The organism is Streptomyces griseoviridis (assembly GCF_005222485.1).
In the GTDB taxonomy this organism is placed as follows: domain Bacteria; phylum Actinomycetota; class Actinomycetes; order Streptomycetales; family Streptomycetaceae; genus Streptomyces; species Streptomyces hintoniae.
In genome coordinates, this window is sequence record NZ_CP029078.1 from 6,540,738 (window position 1) to 6,555,500 (window position 14,763).

The window sequence follows — 14,763 nt, forward strand, 5'->3', positions numbered from 1 at the left end:
GTGTTCGGACGTCGCAACAAGAAGGGTGCCGCCGAGGACGCGGCCGGCGAGGCCGAGCAGGTCGTCGACAGTGTCGACACTGAGGCGGGCGGCACGGAGGCCGAGCGCGAGCGCGCGCGGCTGGAGCCGGAGCCCCGGCCGGACGGACCGTGGGACGACACCGAGGTCCGTGACCCCGCCGAGGGCCGCGTCGACCTGGGCGGTCTGTTCGTACCCGGTGTCGACGGCATGGAGCTGCGGGTCGAGGTCGCGGGCGACGCGATCGTCGCGGCCACCGTCGTGCTGCGCGACAGCGCCGTCCAGCTCCAGGCCTTCGCCGCTCCCAAGCGCGAGGGCATCTGGGGCGAGGTGCGGGACGAGATCGCGGGCGGCATCACCCAGCAGGGTGGCATCGTCGACGAGGTCGAGGGCCCGCTCGGCTGGGAGCTGCGCGCCCAGGTGCCGGTGCAGCTGCCGGACGGCACGGGCGGCTTCCAGGTCGTGCGGTTCGTCGGCGTGGACGGTCCCCGCTGGTTCCTGCGCGGAGTGATCTCCGGGCAGGGCGCGGTGCAGCCGCAGGCGGCCGGTCTGCTGGAGAACATCTTCCGGGACACCGTGGTGGTCCGCGGCGAGGGCCCGATGGCCCCCCGTGACCCGATCGTCCTGAAGCTCCCGAACGACGCGCAGATGGTCCCCGAGGGCGTCCAGCAGGAGGAGAACTCCCGCTTCTCCGGCGGCATGGGCCAGCTCCAGCGCGGTCCGGAGATCACCGAGGTCCGCTGACCGAAGGGGCCGTCGAGGCCGCCGTCCCGGGTCCGACGCGGTCTGCGCCGTGGCGACCGGGGCGCACAGAGGCACAGCACACAGAAGAACGCACACAGAAGAACGCGGAAGCACGCGGAAGGGCCGCACCCACGGGTGCGGCCCTTCCGCGTGTCCGTGCCCGCACTCTTGACGGCCCATTGGTCCGGACCTACGGTCTGCGCTCAACGCCTCTGTTCATAAAGGCGCTTGTCGTTCACATACGAGAACGAAAGGCCCCCCACGCATGCGCAGAACCGCTCTCCTCGCCGGTGTCGCCGCCCTCCTCGCCGGCGCCCTCTCCTGGCCCGCCCAGGCAGCCCCCACCACGTTCGCCCACCCCGGCGTCACGGTCTCCCGGAGCCAGCTCGACTTCGTCCGCGACCGGGTCGGCGCCGGAGCCCAGCCCTGGAAGGGCGCCTTCGACCAGATGATGGCGAGCAAGTACGCCGACCTGAACCGCACCCCCAAGCCGCGGGCCACCGTCGAGTGCGGCTCGTACTCCAACCCCAACTACGGCTGCACCGACGAGCGCGAGGACGCGATAGCCGCCTACACCGACGCCCTCGCCTGGTACCTCACCCGCGACGAGCGGTACGCGAAGAAGTCCATCGCCCTCATGGACGCCTGGTCGGCGGTGATCAAGGACCACACCAACAGCAACGCGCCCCTGCAGACCGGCTGGGCCGGCTCCTCCTGGCCCAAGGCCGCCGAGATCATCAAGTACACGTACACCGGCGGCTGGGCCAACTCCGGCCGGTTCGCGACCATGCTCCGCGACGTCTACCTGCCCGAGGTCATCGGCGGCTCCAACTCCAACGGCAACTGGGAGCTGTCGATGATGGAGGCCGCCGTCGGCATCTCCGTCTTCCTGGAGGACAGGACCTCCTACGACAAGGCGCTGGCGAAGTTCCGCACCCGCGCCGCCGCCTACGTCTATCTCGCCTCCGACGGCGACCTCCCCAAGACCGTCCCCAGCCAGAACCTCACCACCCGGGACAAGATCGTCAGCTACTGGCAGGGCCAGTCGACGTTCGTCACCGGACTCACCCAGGAGACCTGCCGCGACTTCACCCATACGGGGTACGGCATCTCCGCGATCTCGCACATCGCCGAGACCAGCCGCATCCAGGGCCAGGACCTCTACGGCACCGACGTCGGCGAGCGGCTGCGCCAGGCGCTCGGCTTCCAGGCCAAGTACCAGCTCGGCACGGCCGCCCCGAGCTGGCTGTGCGGAGGCTCCCTGAACCTGGGGCTCGGGCCCGTCACCGAGGTCGGCTACAACGCCCTGCACAACCGCCTCGGCATCGCCATGACCAACACCGAGGCCCTCACCCGGCAGAACCGCCCGGCCGGCAGCGACAACCTCTTCGTCGCCTGGGAGACCCTCACCCACGGCGACAACCCCAACTGAACCGCGCTCCCGCGCCGCACCCCCGACAGAGCCCCGGGTCGGGGGTGCGGCGCGGCCTCGGCCGTGGCCCCGGGCCGGGGTGCGGCGCGGCCTCGGCGGCGGCCCGCGCGTCAGAGTTGCGTCAAAGACGTCTCCCCGGCAGGTCCCGGCCCCTTTTGTCGCGAAAGCTGGCCGTAAGGTCGACGCTGCGTAGGCGGCAGTGACCGGAAGACAATGGAGCCATGGGACGCGGCAAGCTTCGGATATACCTCGGCGCGGCACCGGGCGTGGGCAAGACGTACGCCATGCTCTCCGAGGCCCACCGCCGGGTGGAGCGCGGCACCGACTGCGTCGTCGCCTTCGTGGAGCACCACGACAGGCCCCGCACCGAGGTCATGCTGCACGGCCTCGAACAGGTGCCCCGCCGCGACCTCGAACACCGCGGGGCCGCCTTCACCGAGATGGACATCGACGCCGTCCTCGCCCGCGCCCCCCAGGTCGCCCTGGTGGACGAACTCGCCCACACCAACGTCCCCGGCTCCCGCAACGCCAAGCGCTGGCAGGACGTCGAGGAACTCCTCGCGGCGGGCGTCGACGTCGTCTCCACCGTCAACATCCAGCACCTGGAATCACTCGGCGACGTCGTCGAGTCGATCACCGGGGTGCGGCAGCGGGAGACCGTGCCGGACGAGGTGGTGCGGCGGGCCGACCAGATCGAACTGGTCGACATGTCGCCCGAGGCGCTGCGCCGCCGGATGGCGCACGGCAACGTCTACCAGCCGGACAAGGTCGACGCGGCCCTGTCCAACTACTTCCGTCCGGGCAACCTCACCGCCCTGCGGGAACTGGCGCTGCTGTGGGTGGCCGACCGGGTCGACGCCTACCTCCAGCGGTACCGCAGCGAACACCGCGTCTCGCGGATCTGGGGCTCGCGGGAGCGGATCGTCGTCGGACTGACCGGCGGACCCGAGGGCCGCACCCTGATCAGGCGGGCCGCCCGGCTCGCCGAGAAGGGCGCGGGCGGCGAGGTGCTCGCCGTCTACATAGCCAGCAGCGACGGCCTCACCGCGGCCTCGCCCAAGGAACTGGCCGTCCAGCGGACCCTGGTCGAGGACCTCGGCGGAACGTTCCACCATGTCGTCGGCGACGACATACCGGCCGCCCTCCTCGCCTTCGCGCGCGGAGTCAACGCCACCCAGATCATGCTGGGCGTCTCCCGCCGCAAGACCTGGCAGTACGTCTTCGGACCGGGCGTCGGCGCGACCGTCGCCCGCGACTCGGGACCCGACCTCGACGTCCACCTGATCACCCACCCCGAGGCGGGCAAGGGCCGCGGCCTCCCGGTGGCCAGGGGCGCCAGGCTCGGCCGGGCCCGCATCCTGTGGGGCTGGCTGGTCGGCGTCGGCGGCCCGGTCGCCCTCGCGCTGCTGCTCAACACCGTCCACCTCGGCCTCGCCAACGACATGCTGCTGTTCCTGGCCGTGACGGTGGCCGCCGCCCTGCTCGGCGGACTGCTCCCCGCGCTCGCCTCGGCCGCCGTCGGCTCGCTGCTGCTGAACTACTTCTACACACCGCCCCTGCACCGCTGGACCGTCGCCGACCCCAAGAACATCGTCGCCATCGCGATCTTCGTCGGCGTCGGGGTCTCGGTGGCCTCCGTGGTGGACCTGGCCGCCCGCCGCACCCACCAGGCGGCCAGGCTGCGCGCCGAGTCCGAGATCCTCTCCTTCCTCGCGGGCAACGTGCTGCGCGGCGAGACCGGCCTCGAAGACCTCCTGGAACGGGTCAGGGAGACCTTCGGCATGGAGTCGGCCGCCCTCCTCGAACGGGCGAGCGACGTCGAGCCCTGGACCTGCGCGGGCCGCTCGGGCACCGGACCACCGGTCCAGCGCCCCGAGGAGGCCGACGTGGACGTGCCCGTCGGCGACCACATGGCGCTCGCCCTCACCGGCCGGGTGCTGCCCGCCGAGGACCGCAGGGTGCTCGCCGCGTTCGCCGCCCAGGCCGCCGTCGTCCTGGACCGCAGACGGCTGCGCGAGGAGGCCGACCGGGCCCGCGCACTGGCCGAGGGCAACCGCATCCGCACCGCGCTGCTGGCCGCCGTCAGCCATGACCTGCGCACTCCGCTGGCCGGCATCAAGGCCGCCGTGACGTCGCTGCGCTCGGACGACGTGGCCTGGTCGGACGAGGACCAGGCGGAGCTGCTCGAAGGCATTGAGGAGGGCGCCGACCGGCTCGACCACCTGGTCGGCAATCTCCTCGACATGTCCAGGCTCCAGACCGGCACCGTCACCCCGCTGATCCGCGAGATCGACCTCGACGAGGTGGTGCCGATGGCGCTCGTCGGGGTGCCCGAGGACGGCGTCGCCCTCGACGTCCCGGAGACGCTGCCGATGGTCGCCGTCGACCCGGGGCTGCTGGAGCGGTCGGTCGCCAACCTCGTGGAGAACGCCGTCAAGTACAGCCCGCGCGACAGCGACGTCCTGGTGGCCGCCAGCGCCATCGCGGACCGGGTGGAGGTCCGGGTGGTCGACCGCGGGCCCGGCGTCCCCGACGACGCCAAGGAGCGCATCTTCGAGCCCTTCCAGCGGTACGGCGACGCCCCGCGCGGCGCGGGCGTCGGCCTCGGGCTCGCGGTGGCGCGCGGCTTCGCCGAGGCCATGGGCGGCAGCCTCACCGCCGAGGACACGCCCGGCGGCGGCCTGACCATGGTCCTCTCCCTGCGGGCGGCAGGATCACGTCCGGAGGATCTCCACCCCGTACGACCGGAAGAACCGGAAAGGCAGGCCTCATGACCAGGGTGCTCGTGATCGACGACGAGCCGCAGATCGTGCGCGCCCTCGTGATCAACCTCAGAGCCCGCAAGTACGAGGTCGACGCCGCCCACGACGGCGCCACCGCCCTCCAGCTGGCCGCCGCCCGCCACCCCGACGTGATCGTCCTCGACCTCGGCCTGCCCGACATGGACGGCGTCGAGGTCATCCGCGGCCTGCGCGGCTGGACCCGGGTGCCGATCCTGGTGCTCTCCGCCCGGCACTCGTCCGACGAGAAGGTCGAGGCCCTGGACGCCGGCGCCGACGACTACGTCACCAAGCCGTTCGGCATGGACGAACTCCTCGCCCGGCTGCGCGCCGCCGTCCGCAGGGCCGAACCCGTCGGCGCGGGCGAGGACGACGTGACGACGGTGGAGACCGAGGGGTTCACCGTCGACCTCGCCGCGAAGAAGGTCAACCGCGGCGGCAGGGACGTCCGCCTCACCCCCACCGAGTGGCACCTCCTGGAGGTGCTGGTCCGCAACACCGGGCGGCTGGTCAGCCAGAAGCAGCTCCTCCAGGAGGTGTGGGGCCCCTCGTACGGCACGGAGACGAACTACCTGCGGGTCTACATGGCCCAGCTGCGCAGGAAGCTGGAGACCGACCCGTCGCATCCGCGGCACTTCATCACCGAACCGGGCATGGGGTACCGGTTCGAACGGTAGAGCGGTCGGTACGGCGCTGTCGGTGGGCCCCGGTACGCTTTCGGTATGAGTGGTGTCCCTCGTTCGGAGAAGCCGGTGGGCCGGTTCCGACGCATGCTCGACCGGCTCTCCACGTCCCAGGAGGAGCTGGAGTCGGAGGAGCTGCGGGAGGAGACCGAGACCTCCGGATGCACCCGGATCGGTGACTGCCACGACCGCCAGGTCGTCACCGTTACTGGTACCTTGCGCACGGTCACCCTGCGACCGCGTGCCGGGGTCCCGGCCCTGGAGGCCGAGCTGTTCGACGGCTCCGCCGCGCTGGACGTGGTGTGGCTCGGCCGGCGTTCCATCGTCGGCATAGAACCGGGGCGCAGGCTCATCGCGTCCGGCCGGATCGCGATGAGCAGAGGCCGCCGGGTGCTGTTCAACCCGAAATACGAACTGAAACCCCTCGGACGGGAGTAGCCGGTGACGTCGCTCGACAAGCCGACCGAAGACACTCAGGCCGACGACGCCAGGGCGGTGACCGAGGCCGCGCTGTTCGAGGCGTTCGGCGGGGTGCGGGGCATGGTCGAGACGGTCCTGCCCGGCCTCCTCTTCGTCACCATCTTCACCATCAACAAGAACCTCCACTGGTCGGCCATCGCCGCCCTGGTGGTGTCCCTGGCGCTGGTGGTGGTCCGCCTCGCGATGCGGGACACCGTGAAGCACGCCTTCAGCGGGGTCTTCGGCGTCGCCTTCGGTGTCGTCTTCGCGATGATGACCGGCAACGCCAAGGACTTCTACCTGCCGGGCATGCTCTACACCCTCGGCCTGGCGCTCGCCTACATCATCACCACCCTGTGCGGGGTGCCGCTGATGGGCCTGGTGCTCGGCCCGGTCTTCAAGGAGAACCTCTCCTGGCGCACCCGCAACCCCGGGCGCAAGAAGGCGTACGCGAAGGCCAGTTGGGCCTGGGGCCTGATCCTGCTCGCCAAGTGCGCGATCCTCTTCCCGCTGTACCTGTGGGCCGACACCGCCCAGCTCGGCTGGGTCCTGGTCGCCCTCAAGATCCCGCCGTTCCTGCTCGCCGTCTGGCTGACCTGGGTCTTCCTCGCGAAGGCGCCGGCCCCCATCGACGTGTTCGCGGAGATGGAGGCGCAGGAGAAGGCCGAGGAGGAGCGCAAGGCCGCCCTGGCCGCCGAGCGCGCCGAGACCGGCGACCTGACGGGCGACCCGACCGGCGGACGGCACCGCCGGGACCTGTAGCTCCGTAGCCCCGCAGCGCTGGAGCGAGGGGGTCACCCGTCCTTGCCCCGGGCGGGCGAGGACGGCCCCTCGCACCGGACGAGCAAGGACGGCACCCTCGCACCGGACGGACGACGGAAGGGCGCCCCTCATGTCGAGGGGCGCCCTTCGTCACACGGTCCGTGCCGCGGCCGTCACGTCTCGCGGCGCACCGACAGCAGGTCCTCCAACTGCTCCTCACGGGCCTGCGCCGCCACGAACAGCAGCTCGTCACCGGCCTCGAGGGAGTCGTCCTGGCTCGGCGTGAGGACACGGGTGCCGCGGATGATCGTCACCAGCGAGGTGTCCTCCGGCCACTCCACGTCACCGACCTGCGTCCCGGCGAGCGCCGACTCCTCCGGCAGGGTCAGCTCGACGAGGTTGGCGTCACCGTGGCTGAAGCGCAGCAGCCGGACCAGATCGCCGACGCTCACCGCCTCCTCGACCAGCGCCGACATCAGCCGCGGGGTGGAGACGGCGACGTCGACCCCCCAGGACTCGTTGAACAGCCACTCGTTCTTGGGGTTGTTGACGCGCGCGACGACCCGCGGGACGCCGTACTCCGTCTTCGCGAGCAGCGAGACGACCAGGTTCACCTTGTCGTCGCCGGTCGCGGCGATGACGACGTTGCAGCGCTGGAGCGCCGCCTCGTCGAGGGACGTGATCTCGCAGGCGTCGGCGAGCAGCCACTCCGCCCGCGGGACGCGCTCGACCGAGATCGCGGTCGGCGCCTTGTCGATGAGCAGGATCTCGTGACCGTTCTCCAGCAGCTCGCCCGCGATCGAGCGGCCCACCGCACCGGCACCGGCAATGGCGACCCTCATCAGTGACCGCCCTCCTCATCGGGACCCTTGGCGAACGACGCCTCGACCTTGTGGACCTCGTCCGTACGCATCATCACGTGCACCAGGTCGCCTTCCTGGAGCACCGTCTGCGACGACGGCAGGATCGCCTCGCCCAGCCGGGTCACGAACGCCACCCGCACGCCCGTCTCCTCCTGGAGCCTGCTGATCTTGTGACCGACCCAGGCCGACGACGTGTGCACCTCGGCGAGCTGCACCCCGCCCGTCGGGTCGCGCCACAGCGGCTCGGCCCCCGACGGGAGCAGCCGGCGCAGCATCTGGTCGGCGGTCCAGCGGACCGTGGCCACCGTGGGGATGCCGAGGCGCTGGTAGACCTCGGCGCGACGGGGGTCGTAGATCCGGGCCGCGACGTTCTCCACGCCGAACATCTCGCGGGCGACCCGCGCCGAGATGATGTTCGAGTTGTCACCGCTGGAGACGGCGGCGAAGGCACCGGCCTCCTCGATACCGGCCTCGCGGAGGGTGTCCTGGTCGAAACCGACACCGGTGACCCGACGGCCGCCGAACCCGGGACCCAGACGGCGGAAGGCGGTGGGGTCCCGGTCGATCACTGCGACCGTGTGCCCCTGTTGCTCCAGGGTCTGGGCGAGAGCGGAACCCACTCTGCCGCAGCCCATGATGACGATGTGCACGACCGTCCTTCCGGTGTCAAGAGATACTGCTCAGCCACATCAGGGTCTCAGACCGACGCCCAAGCTACACACGCGCGGTAAGACGTGGGCACCCCTGTGCGCGGTTGCCCCGGGGCCCCGGTGACGTCAGCGCCTGCTGATGCTGCGGACACTCGCCCGCGCGAGGAATCCGAGGCCGATGAGCGCCGCCACGGCACCGATCAACTCAGCTGGTGCGGGCATGGGGCCTCCGGGAGCGGTGAACGGGAAACGACGGCCGGGGGAGAACGCGGGAAACGACGGCCGGGGGACGCCGGAAACGACGGCTGGGGGGAACGCGGGAAACGACGGCCGGGGGGAACGCGCAGAACACAGGGAACCAGGGGACACAGGGAACTCGGGGAACTCGGGGAGTGCGGGGAACGCGGGGAGTGCGGGGAACGCGGGAGAACAGCGGGGGTCAGCCATCTAGGCACGGCCTCTGGCACGGGCGTCGGCGACCTGCGGAATCCGCGGCCGGGGCGGGCCCGATTTCACCCGGAGGGCAGATCTGGGGTGGCGGGTGGTTGGGCACCCGTTCGAACGCCTACCATGCTGCGTTGTGTCCAAACTGACCGACGTGCCCAAACGGATCTTGATCGGGCGCGCACTGCGCAGCGACCGGCTGGGGGAGACCCTCCTGCCGAAGCGCATCGCCCTCCCGGTCTTCGCCTCCGACCCGCTGTCCTCCGTCGCGTACGCGCCAGGAGAGGTGCTGCTGGTCCTGTCCATCGCGGGCGTGTCGGCGTACCACTTCAGCCCCTGGATCGCCCTCGCGGTGGTCGTCCTCATGTTCACGGTGGTGGCGTCCTACCGGCAGAACGTGCACGCCTACCCGAGCGGCGGCGGCGACTACGAGGTGGCCACCACCAACCTCGGCCCCCGGGCCGGCCTCACCGTGGCCAGCGCCCTGCTCGTCGACTACGTCCTCACGGTCGCCGTCTCCATCGCCTCAGGCATCGAGAACCTCGGCTCAGCGATCCCGTTCGTCGTCGAGCACAAGGTGCTCTGCGCCGTCGCCGTCATCGTGCTGCTCACGCTGATGAACCTGCGCGGGGTCAAGGAGTCCGGGAAACTCTTCGCGATCCCGACGTACGTCTTCGTCAGCGGCGTCTTCATCATGATCGCGTGGGGCGCGTTCCGCGGCCTGGCCCTCGGGGACACCATGCGGGCACCGACCGCCGAGTACACGATCAAGCCCGAACACCAGGGCCTGGCCGGTTTCGCGCTCGTCTTCCTGCTGCTGCGCGCCTTCTCCTCCGGCTGCGCGGCGCTCACCGGCGTCGAGGCGATCTCCAACGGCGTCCCGGCCTTTCGCAAGCCCAAGTCGAAGAACGCGGCGACCACGCTCGCCATGATGGGCCTGCTCGCCGTCACCATGTTCTGCGGCATCATCGTGCTGGCCCTGGTCACCAAGGTCAGGATGGCCGAGAACCCGGCGACCGACCTGCTCAGCCACGGGGTCGGCGTCGGCTCCGGATACGTCCAGAACCCGGTCATCACCCAGGTCGCCGAGGCCGTCTTCGGCAAGGGCAGCTTCCTGTTCGTGGTGCTGGCCGCGGCCACCGCGCTCGTCCTGTTCCTCGCCGCGAACACCGCGTACAACGGCTTCCCGGTGCTCGGCTCGATCCTCGCCCAGGACCGCTACCTGCCCCGCCAGCTGCACACCCGCGGCGACCGCCTCGCGTTCTCCAACGGCATCGTGCTGCTGGCCGGCGCGGCGATGCTGCTGGTCGTCATCTACGGCGCCGACTCGACCCGGCTGATCCAGCTGTACATCGTCGGCGTCTTCGTGTCCTTCACGCTCAGCCAGATCGGCATGGTCCGGCACTGGAACCGGCACCTGGCCTCCGAGCGCGACGCCGCGACCCGCCGCCACATGGTCCGCTCCCGGGCGATCAACACCTTCGGCGCGTTCTTCACCGGCCTGGTGCTGGTCGTCGTCCTGGTCACCAAGTTCACCCACGGCGCCTGGGTCGCCCTGCTCGGCATGGTCATCTTCTACGCGACGATGACGGCGATCCGTAAGCACTACGACCGGGTGGCCGCCGAGATCGTCGCCCCCGAGGAGCCGGGCGACGACAGCGTCAGGCCCTCCCGGATCCACTCGGTCGTCCTCATCTCCCGGATCCACCGCCCGACCCTGCGCGCCCTCGCCTACGCCAAGCTGATGCGCTCCGACACCCTGGAGGCGCTCACCGTCAACGTCGACCAGGCGGAGACGAAGGTGCTGCGCGCGGAGTGGGAACGGCGCGGGATAGACGTCCCGCTGAAGGTCCTCGACTCGCCCTACCGCGAGATCACGCGGCCGATCATCGAGTACGTCAAGAGCCTGCGCAAGGAGTCGCCGCGCGACGCGGTCTCCGTGATCATCCCCGAGTACGTGGTCGGCCACTGGTACGAACACCTGCTGCACAACCAGAGCGCGCTGCGCCTCAAGGGCCGGCTGCTCTTCACCCCGGGCGTCATGGTGACGTCCGTGCCGTACCAGCTCCAGTCCTCGGAGGCGGCCCGCAACCGGGCCCGCCGCCGCCAGGACTGGAACGCACCGGGTTCGGTACGGAGGGGACCTGCGGGGGAGCGGGGCGCGGGGGCGAGGGTTGGAGGTGCGGCGGGGCCTGCGGGTGCTGCGGGTGGTGCGGCGACATCGGGGCCTGCGGGTGCTGCGGGGATGTCGGGTAGCTCGGGGACCGCGGGTGGCGCGGGTGCCGGTGAGCGGGAGACGGAGAGCGGGGTCCGGGGGTAGGCGGAAGGGGGTGTCTCCTGGGCCGGGCGGGACGGGGGTACTACCGGGTCCGGGCGGATGGGGGAGTTGTCTCGGGGGCAGGGCAGGGCAGGGCAGGGGCGGGGCGGAGGCCGACGGTCCTGCGTGCCCCCTGTGCCCCCTGTGCCCCCTGCCCCCTGCCCCCTGCCCTCCCCCCTGCCCCTCTCCCGTGAGCGGGCGGGGGAGCTGGAGGCAGGAACTAGACTGGTGGGCTGTTGCCGCCGGGCCCGCCGAGCGGCCCGTCCCCCCTCTTGATCTGGAGTCACCCCGCCATGCAGGCAGAACCGAAGAAATCGCAGGCGGGGACAGCGCAGACGGCGTCCCTCGTGGGGCAGGAGTACGAGGTCGAGGTCGGGCCCGTCGCGCACGGCGGGCACTGCATCGCCAGGACCGACGAGGGGCAGGTCCTCTTCGTCCGGCACGCGCTGCCCGACGAGCGGGTCGTGGCGCGGGTGACCGAGGGCGAGGAAGGTGCCAGGTTCCTGCGCGCCGACGCCGTCGAGATCCTCACGCCGTCCAAGGACCGCGTCGAGGCGCCCTGCCCGTACGCGGGCCCCGGCCGCTGCGGCGGCTGCGACTGGCAGCACGCCAAGCCGGGAGCGCAGCGCAGGCTGAAGGGCGAGGTCGTCGCCGAGCAGCTGCGCCGGCTCGCGGGCCTGACGCCCGAGGAGGCCGGCTGGGACGGCACGGTCATGCCCGCCGAGGGCGACAAGCTGCCGGCCGGCCAGGTGCCGCAGTGGCGGACGCGGGTGCAGTACGCCGTGGACGCGGACGGCAACGCCGGTCTGCGCCGGCACCGCTCGCACGAGGTGGAGCCCGTCGAGCACTGCATGATCGCGGCGCCCGGTGTCAGCGAGCTGGGTGTCGAGGACCGCGACTGGTCCGGCATGGCCTCGGTGGAGGCGATCTCCGCGACCGGCTCGCAGGACCGCATGGTCATCCTCGAACCCCGCCCCGGCGCCCGCCTGCCCCTGGTGGAACTGGACCGTCCGGTCTCCGTGATGCGCGTCGAGGAGCACGACGGCGGTATCCACCGCGTCCACGGCCGCGCGTTCGTGCGTGAGCGGGCCGACGGCCGCACCTACCGGGTCGGCAGCGGCGGCTTCTGGCAGGTCCATCCCCAGGCCGCCGACACCCTCGTCAAGGCGGTCATGCAGGGGCTGCTGCCGCGCAAGGGTGACATGGCGCTCGACCTGTACTGCGGTGTCGGGCTCTTCGCCGGTGCCCTCGCCGACCGCATCGGCGACCAGGGCGCGGTCCTGGGCATCGAGTCGGGCAAGCGCGCGGTCGAGGACGCGCGGCACAACCTGTCCGGATTCGACCGCGTCCGCATCGAACAGGGCAAGGTCGAGACGGTCCTGCCGCGCACGGGCATCAGCGAGGTCGACCTCATCGTCCTCGACCCGCCGCGCGCGGGAGCGGGCAAGCGGACGGTGGAACACCTGGCGTCACTGCGGGCACGGAAGATCGCGTACGTGGCGTGCGATCCCGCCGCGCTGGCACGGGACTTGGGGTACTTCAGGGACGGGGGGTACCGGGTGCGGACTCTTCGGGCGTTCGATCTGTTTCCTATGACGCATCACGTGGAGTGCGTCGCCATCCTTGAACCGATCGCGAAGGGCGCCTGACCTGCGTTTTTGTGCTTGCGCATTGTGGGTGGTGCGGGCGTCGTGGGCGATATCTTGACGCTCGTGACGCTCAAATGACGCTCGTTCTGATGGGGCGTCAGGTGTGCTGCGTCGCTGGTCGACTGGCCGGATAGAGGGGCCCGTGAGGCAGAGGCGCCGGAGACTTTGGTGTCCATCAGTCTGGTGTGTGCCGGGACTCTACGCGGTGCGTCGTTCGAGGTAGATGGACGTGAACACGGCGACCTTGGCGCGCAGGGCCCAGGGGTCGAAGGGCTTGCTGATGTAGTCGACGGCGCCGGCCGCGTATCCGCGGGCGGAGTGTTCGGAGTCCACGCCCATGGCGGTCAGGAAGATGATGGGGACGTCCCGGGTCCGAGGCCGACGCTTGATGTGAGCGCAGGTCTCGTAGCCGTCCATCTCCGGCATCTGCACGTCCATGATGATGACCGCGAAGTCGTCGTGGTCGAGCAGTGCCTTGAGCGCCTCCCGGCCGGAAGAGACGGTCACGAGCTCCTGGTCGAGCGTCGCGAGAACCGCGGTCATGGCGAGCAGGTTGTCCGGCTGATCGTCCACGACGAGGATCTTGGGCATGCTCTGTGACACGGTGGGCAGCCCGGCCGTTGTGGTTGCCTGCTCGACGGCGGTCAGCTGGCGTTCGAGCAGATCGCAGCGGTCCTCCGCCGCGGCACGTTGTGCCTGGGCCTCCCGAAGGTCCGCTCCAAGTCGTTCGACTTCCTGCTGTAGTTCGTCGCGTTCGGCGATGAGGTCGGAAACGTCCGGGTGTGCCGACGCCAGCTCGTCCGCTCGCTTGCGTGCCGCAACGCGGTCCGCCTTCAACTGGTTGAGCCGTGTCTCAAGGTCGGCGATCCGCTGCGTCCGGTCCAGCAGCGCGTCGCCCAGGACGTCACCGCGGACGCTTGACCGCCTGGAGACCCGGTCGGCGTCGGCCAACTGCTGCTCCAGAATCTGCACGGCGTGCTTGGGGGAGGACGCAGCGTCCACTGCCTTTCCGTACAGACCACGCACCAGTTCAATGGCCTCGGTGGTGACCGCCGTCCCGCGGTACTCGGCTACGTCCGCGAACAGGTCACTGATCACTTGCCAGGGAGGTAACCGGGTACCGTTCAGGTAGCGCGAGACAGTGCCCGGGTCGAGCCTGCGCCGCGCCGCGTATCGCCGCACGGAGACGTGCAAGCCTTCGAACAGTTTCCGCAAGGCCAGGGCGAGTGCGCGTGAGGCGTCGTGGAGGTCGTCCCCCAGCGGCCGCAGCTCAGCCATTGTTCTCTCCCTCTCCCATGCCGGGGCTCGAAGGTCCCGAGGGCCGCATCGCGGTGGCGTCGGAGTCGATGAGGCGGTTGAAGAACGGGACCGCCATCCCCGCAGCGGCGAGCCCGGCGAGCAGGCTGTGCGGTGTGTTCTCCCCCGCCAGTGACGTCAGCGCGCCGACCACCACGCCGGCCAGCGTGGCGAGGAGGAACACCAGAGTCGATCTCAGCGACAGCAGAGGACGGTCCACCACGGACTCCATTCGTTCAACCCAATGCGGGGGTACGGGTTTTGTCACCGACCCACCCACCCAGCGGATTGCGGAAGGGGGAGTCCAGAATGAACGAGCTTTGGGGTGTTGCAGCCGCGATCGGAGAAAGAGGGCGATGCAGCCTTCCGCTGCAACGTTCCGGCACTCCGTTCCTGCGATGTACTGGCTGGTCAAGAGGTTGGTGCTACCGCACGTTGCCGAATGTTGCTCTGCAACGCTGCTGGGATGCGCTGCAACGCGGCGGGTGCCTCCACTCCGCCCGGACGGGTGGCCGGTGCCCCGTCTGATCGGAACGGCTCGCGCAGTGGGCAGTTGGGGGCGTGGCCTGGTCGAGGGCTGGTCCAACTGCCGCTGGCGGCCCTGGTCGTTGCAGTGGCCCTCGACGCGCTGTGCGAACTTCTTCAGCGCCATGCTCTGCTGGCCGG

Annotated in this window: 12 protein-coding genes; 8 read left to right on the top strand and 4 right to left on the bottom strand. The window is 70.7% G+C overall.

Annotated elements, in window-relative coordinates; genetic code table 11:
- The 6 genes from DDJ31_RS28350 to DDJ31_RS28375 all read left to right on the top strand — a co-directional run bounded on the left by DDJ31_RS28350 (position 1) and on the right by DDJ31_RS28375 (position 6,878).
- Entirely contained in the window at positions 1-762 is a 762-nt protein-coding gene (locus DDJ31_RS28350; protein WP_127177551.1) for a DUF3710 domain-containing protein, read from the top strand.
- 265 nt (positions 763-1,027) lie between these two features.
- Positions 1,028-2,194 (top strand): alginate lyase family protein, encoded by a 1,167-nt coding sequence (locus tag DDJ31_RS28355; RefSeq protein WP_127177550.1) that lies wholly within the window; start codon positions 1,028-1,030, stop codon positions 2,192-2,194.
- A gap of 221 nt (positions 2,195-2,415) precedes the next feature.
- Positions 2,416-4,968 carry a sensor histidine kinase gene (locus DDJ31_RS28360; protein ID WP_127177549.1) on the top strand — a complete coding sequence of 851 codons (2,553 nt, stop codon included), beginning with the start codon at positions 2,416-2,418 and terminating at the stop codon, positions 4,966-4,968.
- The gene (locus DDJ31_RS28365; protein WP_127177548.1) at positions 4,965-5,651 is read left to right on the top strand and encodes a response regulator; all 687 of its coding nucleotides are present in this window, start codon (positions 4,965-4,967) and stop codon (positions 5,649-5,651) included. The genes DDJ31_RS28360 and DDJ31_RS28365 overlap by 4 nt, the downstream gene beginning before the upstream one ends.
- 45 nt (positions 5,652-5,696) lie before the next feature.
- Positions 5,697-6,095, top strand: a complete 399-nt coding sequence (locus DDJ31_RS28370; RefSeq protein ID WP_127177547.1) for an OB-fold nucleic acid binding domain-containing protein — start codon at positions 5,697-5,699, stop codon at positions 6,093-6,095.
- Positions 6,096-6,098: 3 nt separating this feature from the next.
- Positions 6,099-6,878, top strand: coding sequence for a DUF3159 domain-containing protein (locus DDJ31_RS28375; protein WP_127177546.1), 780 nt, complete (start codon positions 6,099-6,101; stop codon positions 6,876-6,878).
- Positions 6,879-7,051: 173 nt separating this feature from the next.
- On the opposite strand, the gene DDJ31_RS28380 is transcribed toward DDJ31_RS28375, so the two are convergent.
- On the bottom strand, positions 7,052-7,720 hold the full coding sequence (locus DDJ31_RS28380; protein ID WP_127177545.1) for a potassium channel family protein: 669 nt from the start codon (positions 7,718-7,720) through the stop codon (positions 7,052-7,054).
- Complete coding sequence (locus DDJ31_RS28385; RefSeq protein ID WP_127177544.1) at positions 7,720-8,391, bottom strand: potassium channel family protein; 672 nt, start codon at positions 8,389-8,391, stop codon at positions 7,720-7,722. The genes DDJ31_RS28380 and DDJ31_RS28385 overlap by 1 nt, the downstream gene beginning before the upstream one ends.
- A 580-nt stretch (positions 8,392-8,971) precedes the next feature.
- On the opposite strand from DDJ31_RS28385, the gene DDJ31_RS28390 reads away from it, so the two are divergent.
- Entirely contained in the window at positions 8,972-11,155 is a 2,184-nt protein-coding gene (locus DDJ31_RS28390; protein WP_171480915.1) for an APC family permease, read from the top strand.
- Positions 11,156-11,445: 290 nt separating this feature from the next.
- Positions 11,446-12,801, top strand: a complete 1,356-nt coding sequence (locus DDJ31_RS28395; RefSeq protein WP_127177543.1) for a class I SAM-dependent RNA methyltransferase — start codon at positions 11,446-11,448, stop codon at positions 12,799-12,801.
- Between the two features lie 198 nt (positions 12,802-12,999).
- Here the strand turns inward: DDJ31_RS28395 and DDJ31_RS28400 are convergent, their stop codons facing one another.
- The gene (locus DDJ31_RS28400; RefSeq protein WP_164784886.1) at positions 13,000-14,079 is read right to left on the bottom strand and encodes a response regulator; all 1,080 of its coding nucleotides are present in this window, start codon (positions 14,077-14,079) and stop codon (positions 13,000-13,002) included.
- Positions 14,072-14,317, bottom strand: a complete 246-nt coding sequence (locus DDJ31_RS28405) for a hypothetical protein (RefSeq protein WP_127177542.1) — start codon at positions 14,315-14,317, stop codon at positions 14,072-14,074. Before DDJ31_RS28405 ends, DDJ31_RS28400 begins: the two co-directional genes overlap by 8 nt.
- Positions 14,318-14,763: the final 446 nt, after the last annotated feature.

Coding starts and splice junctions, on each gene's coding strand:
- DDJ31_RS28370 (WP_127177547.1), top strand. CDS start 5,697: ATGAGTGGTGTCCCTCGTTCGGAGAAGCCGGTGGGCCGGTTCCGACGC.
- DDJ31_RS28360 (WP_127177549.1), top strand. CDS start 2,416: ATGGGACGCGGCAAGCTTCGGATATACCTCGGCGCGGCACCGGGCGTG.
- DDJ31_RS28380 (WP_127177545.1), bottom strand. CDS start 7,720: ATGAGGGTCGCCATTGCCGGTGCCGGTGCGGTGGGCCGCTCGATCGCG.
- DDJ31_RS28365 (WP_127177548.1), top strand. CDS start 4,965: ATGACCAGGGTGCTCGTGATCGACGACGAGCCGCAGATCGTGCGCGCC.
- DDJ31_RS28400 (WP_164784886.1), bottom strand. CDS start 14,079: ATGGCTGAGCTGCGGCCGCTGGGGGACGACCTCCACGACGCCTCACGC.
- DDJ31_RS28355 (WP_127177550.1), top strand. CDS start 1,028: ATGCGCAGAACCGCTCTCCTCGCCGGTGTCGCCGCCCTCCTCGCCGGC.
- DDJ31_RS28395 (WP_127177543.1), top strand. CDS start 11,446: ATGCAGGCAGAACCGAAGAAATCGCAGGCGGGGACAGCGCAGACGGCG.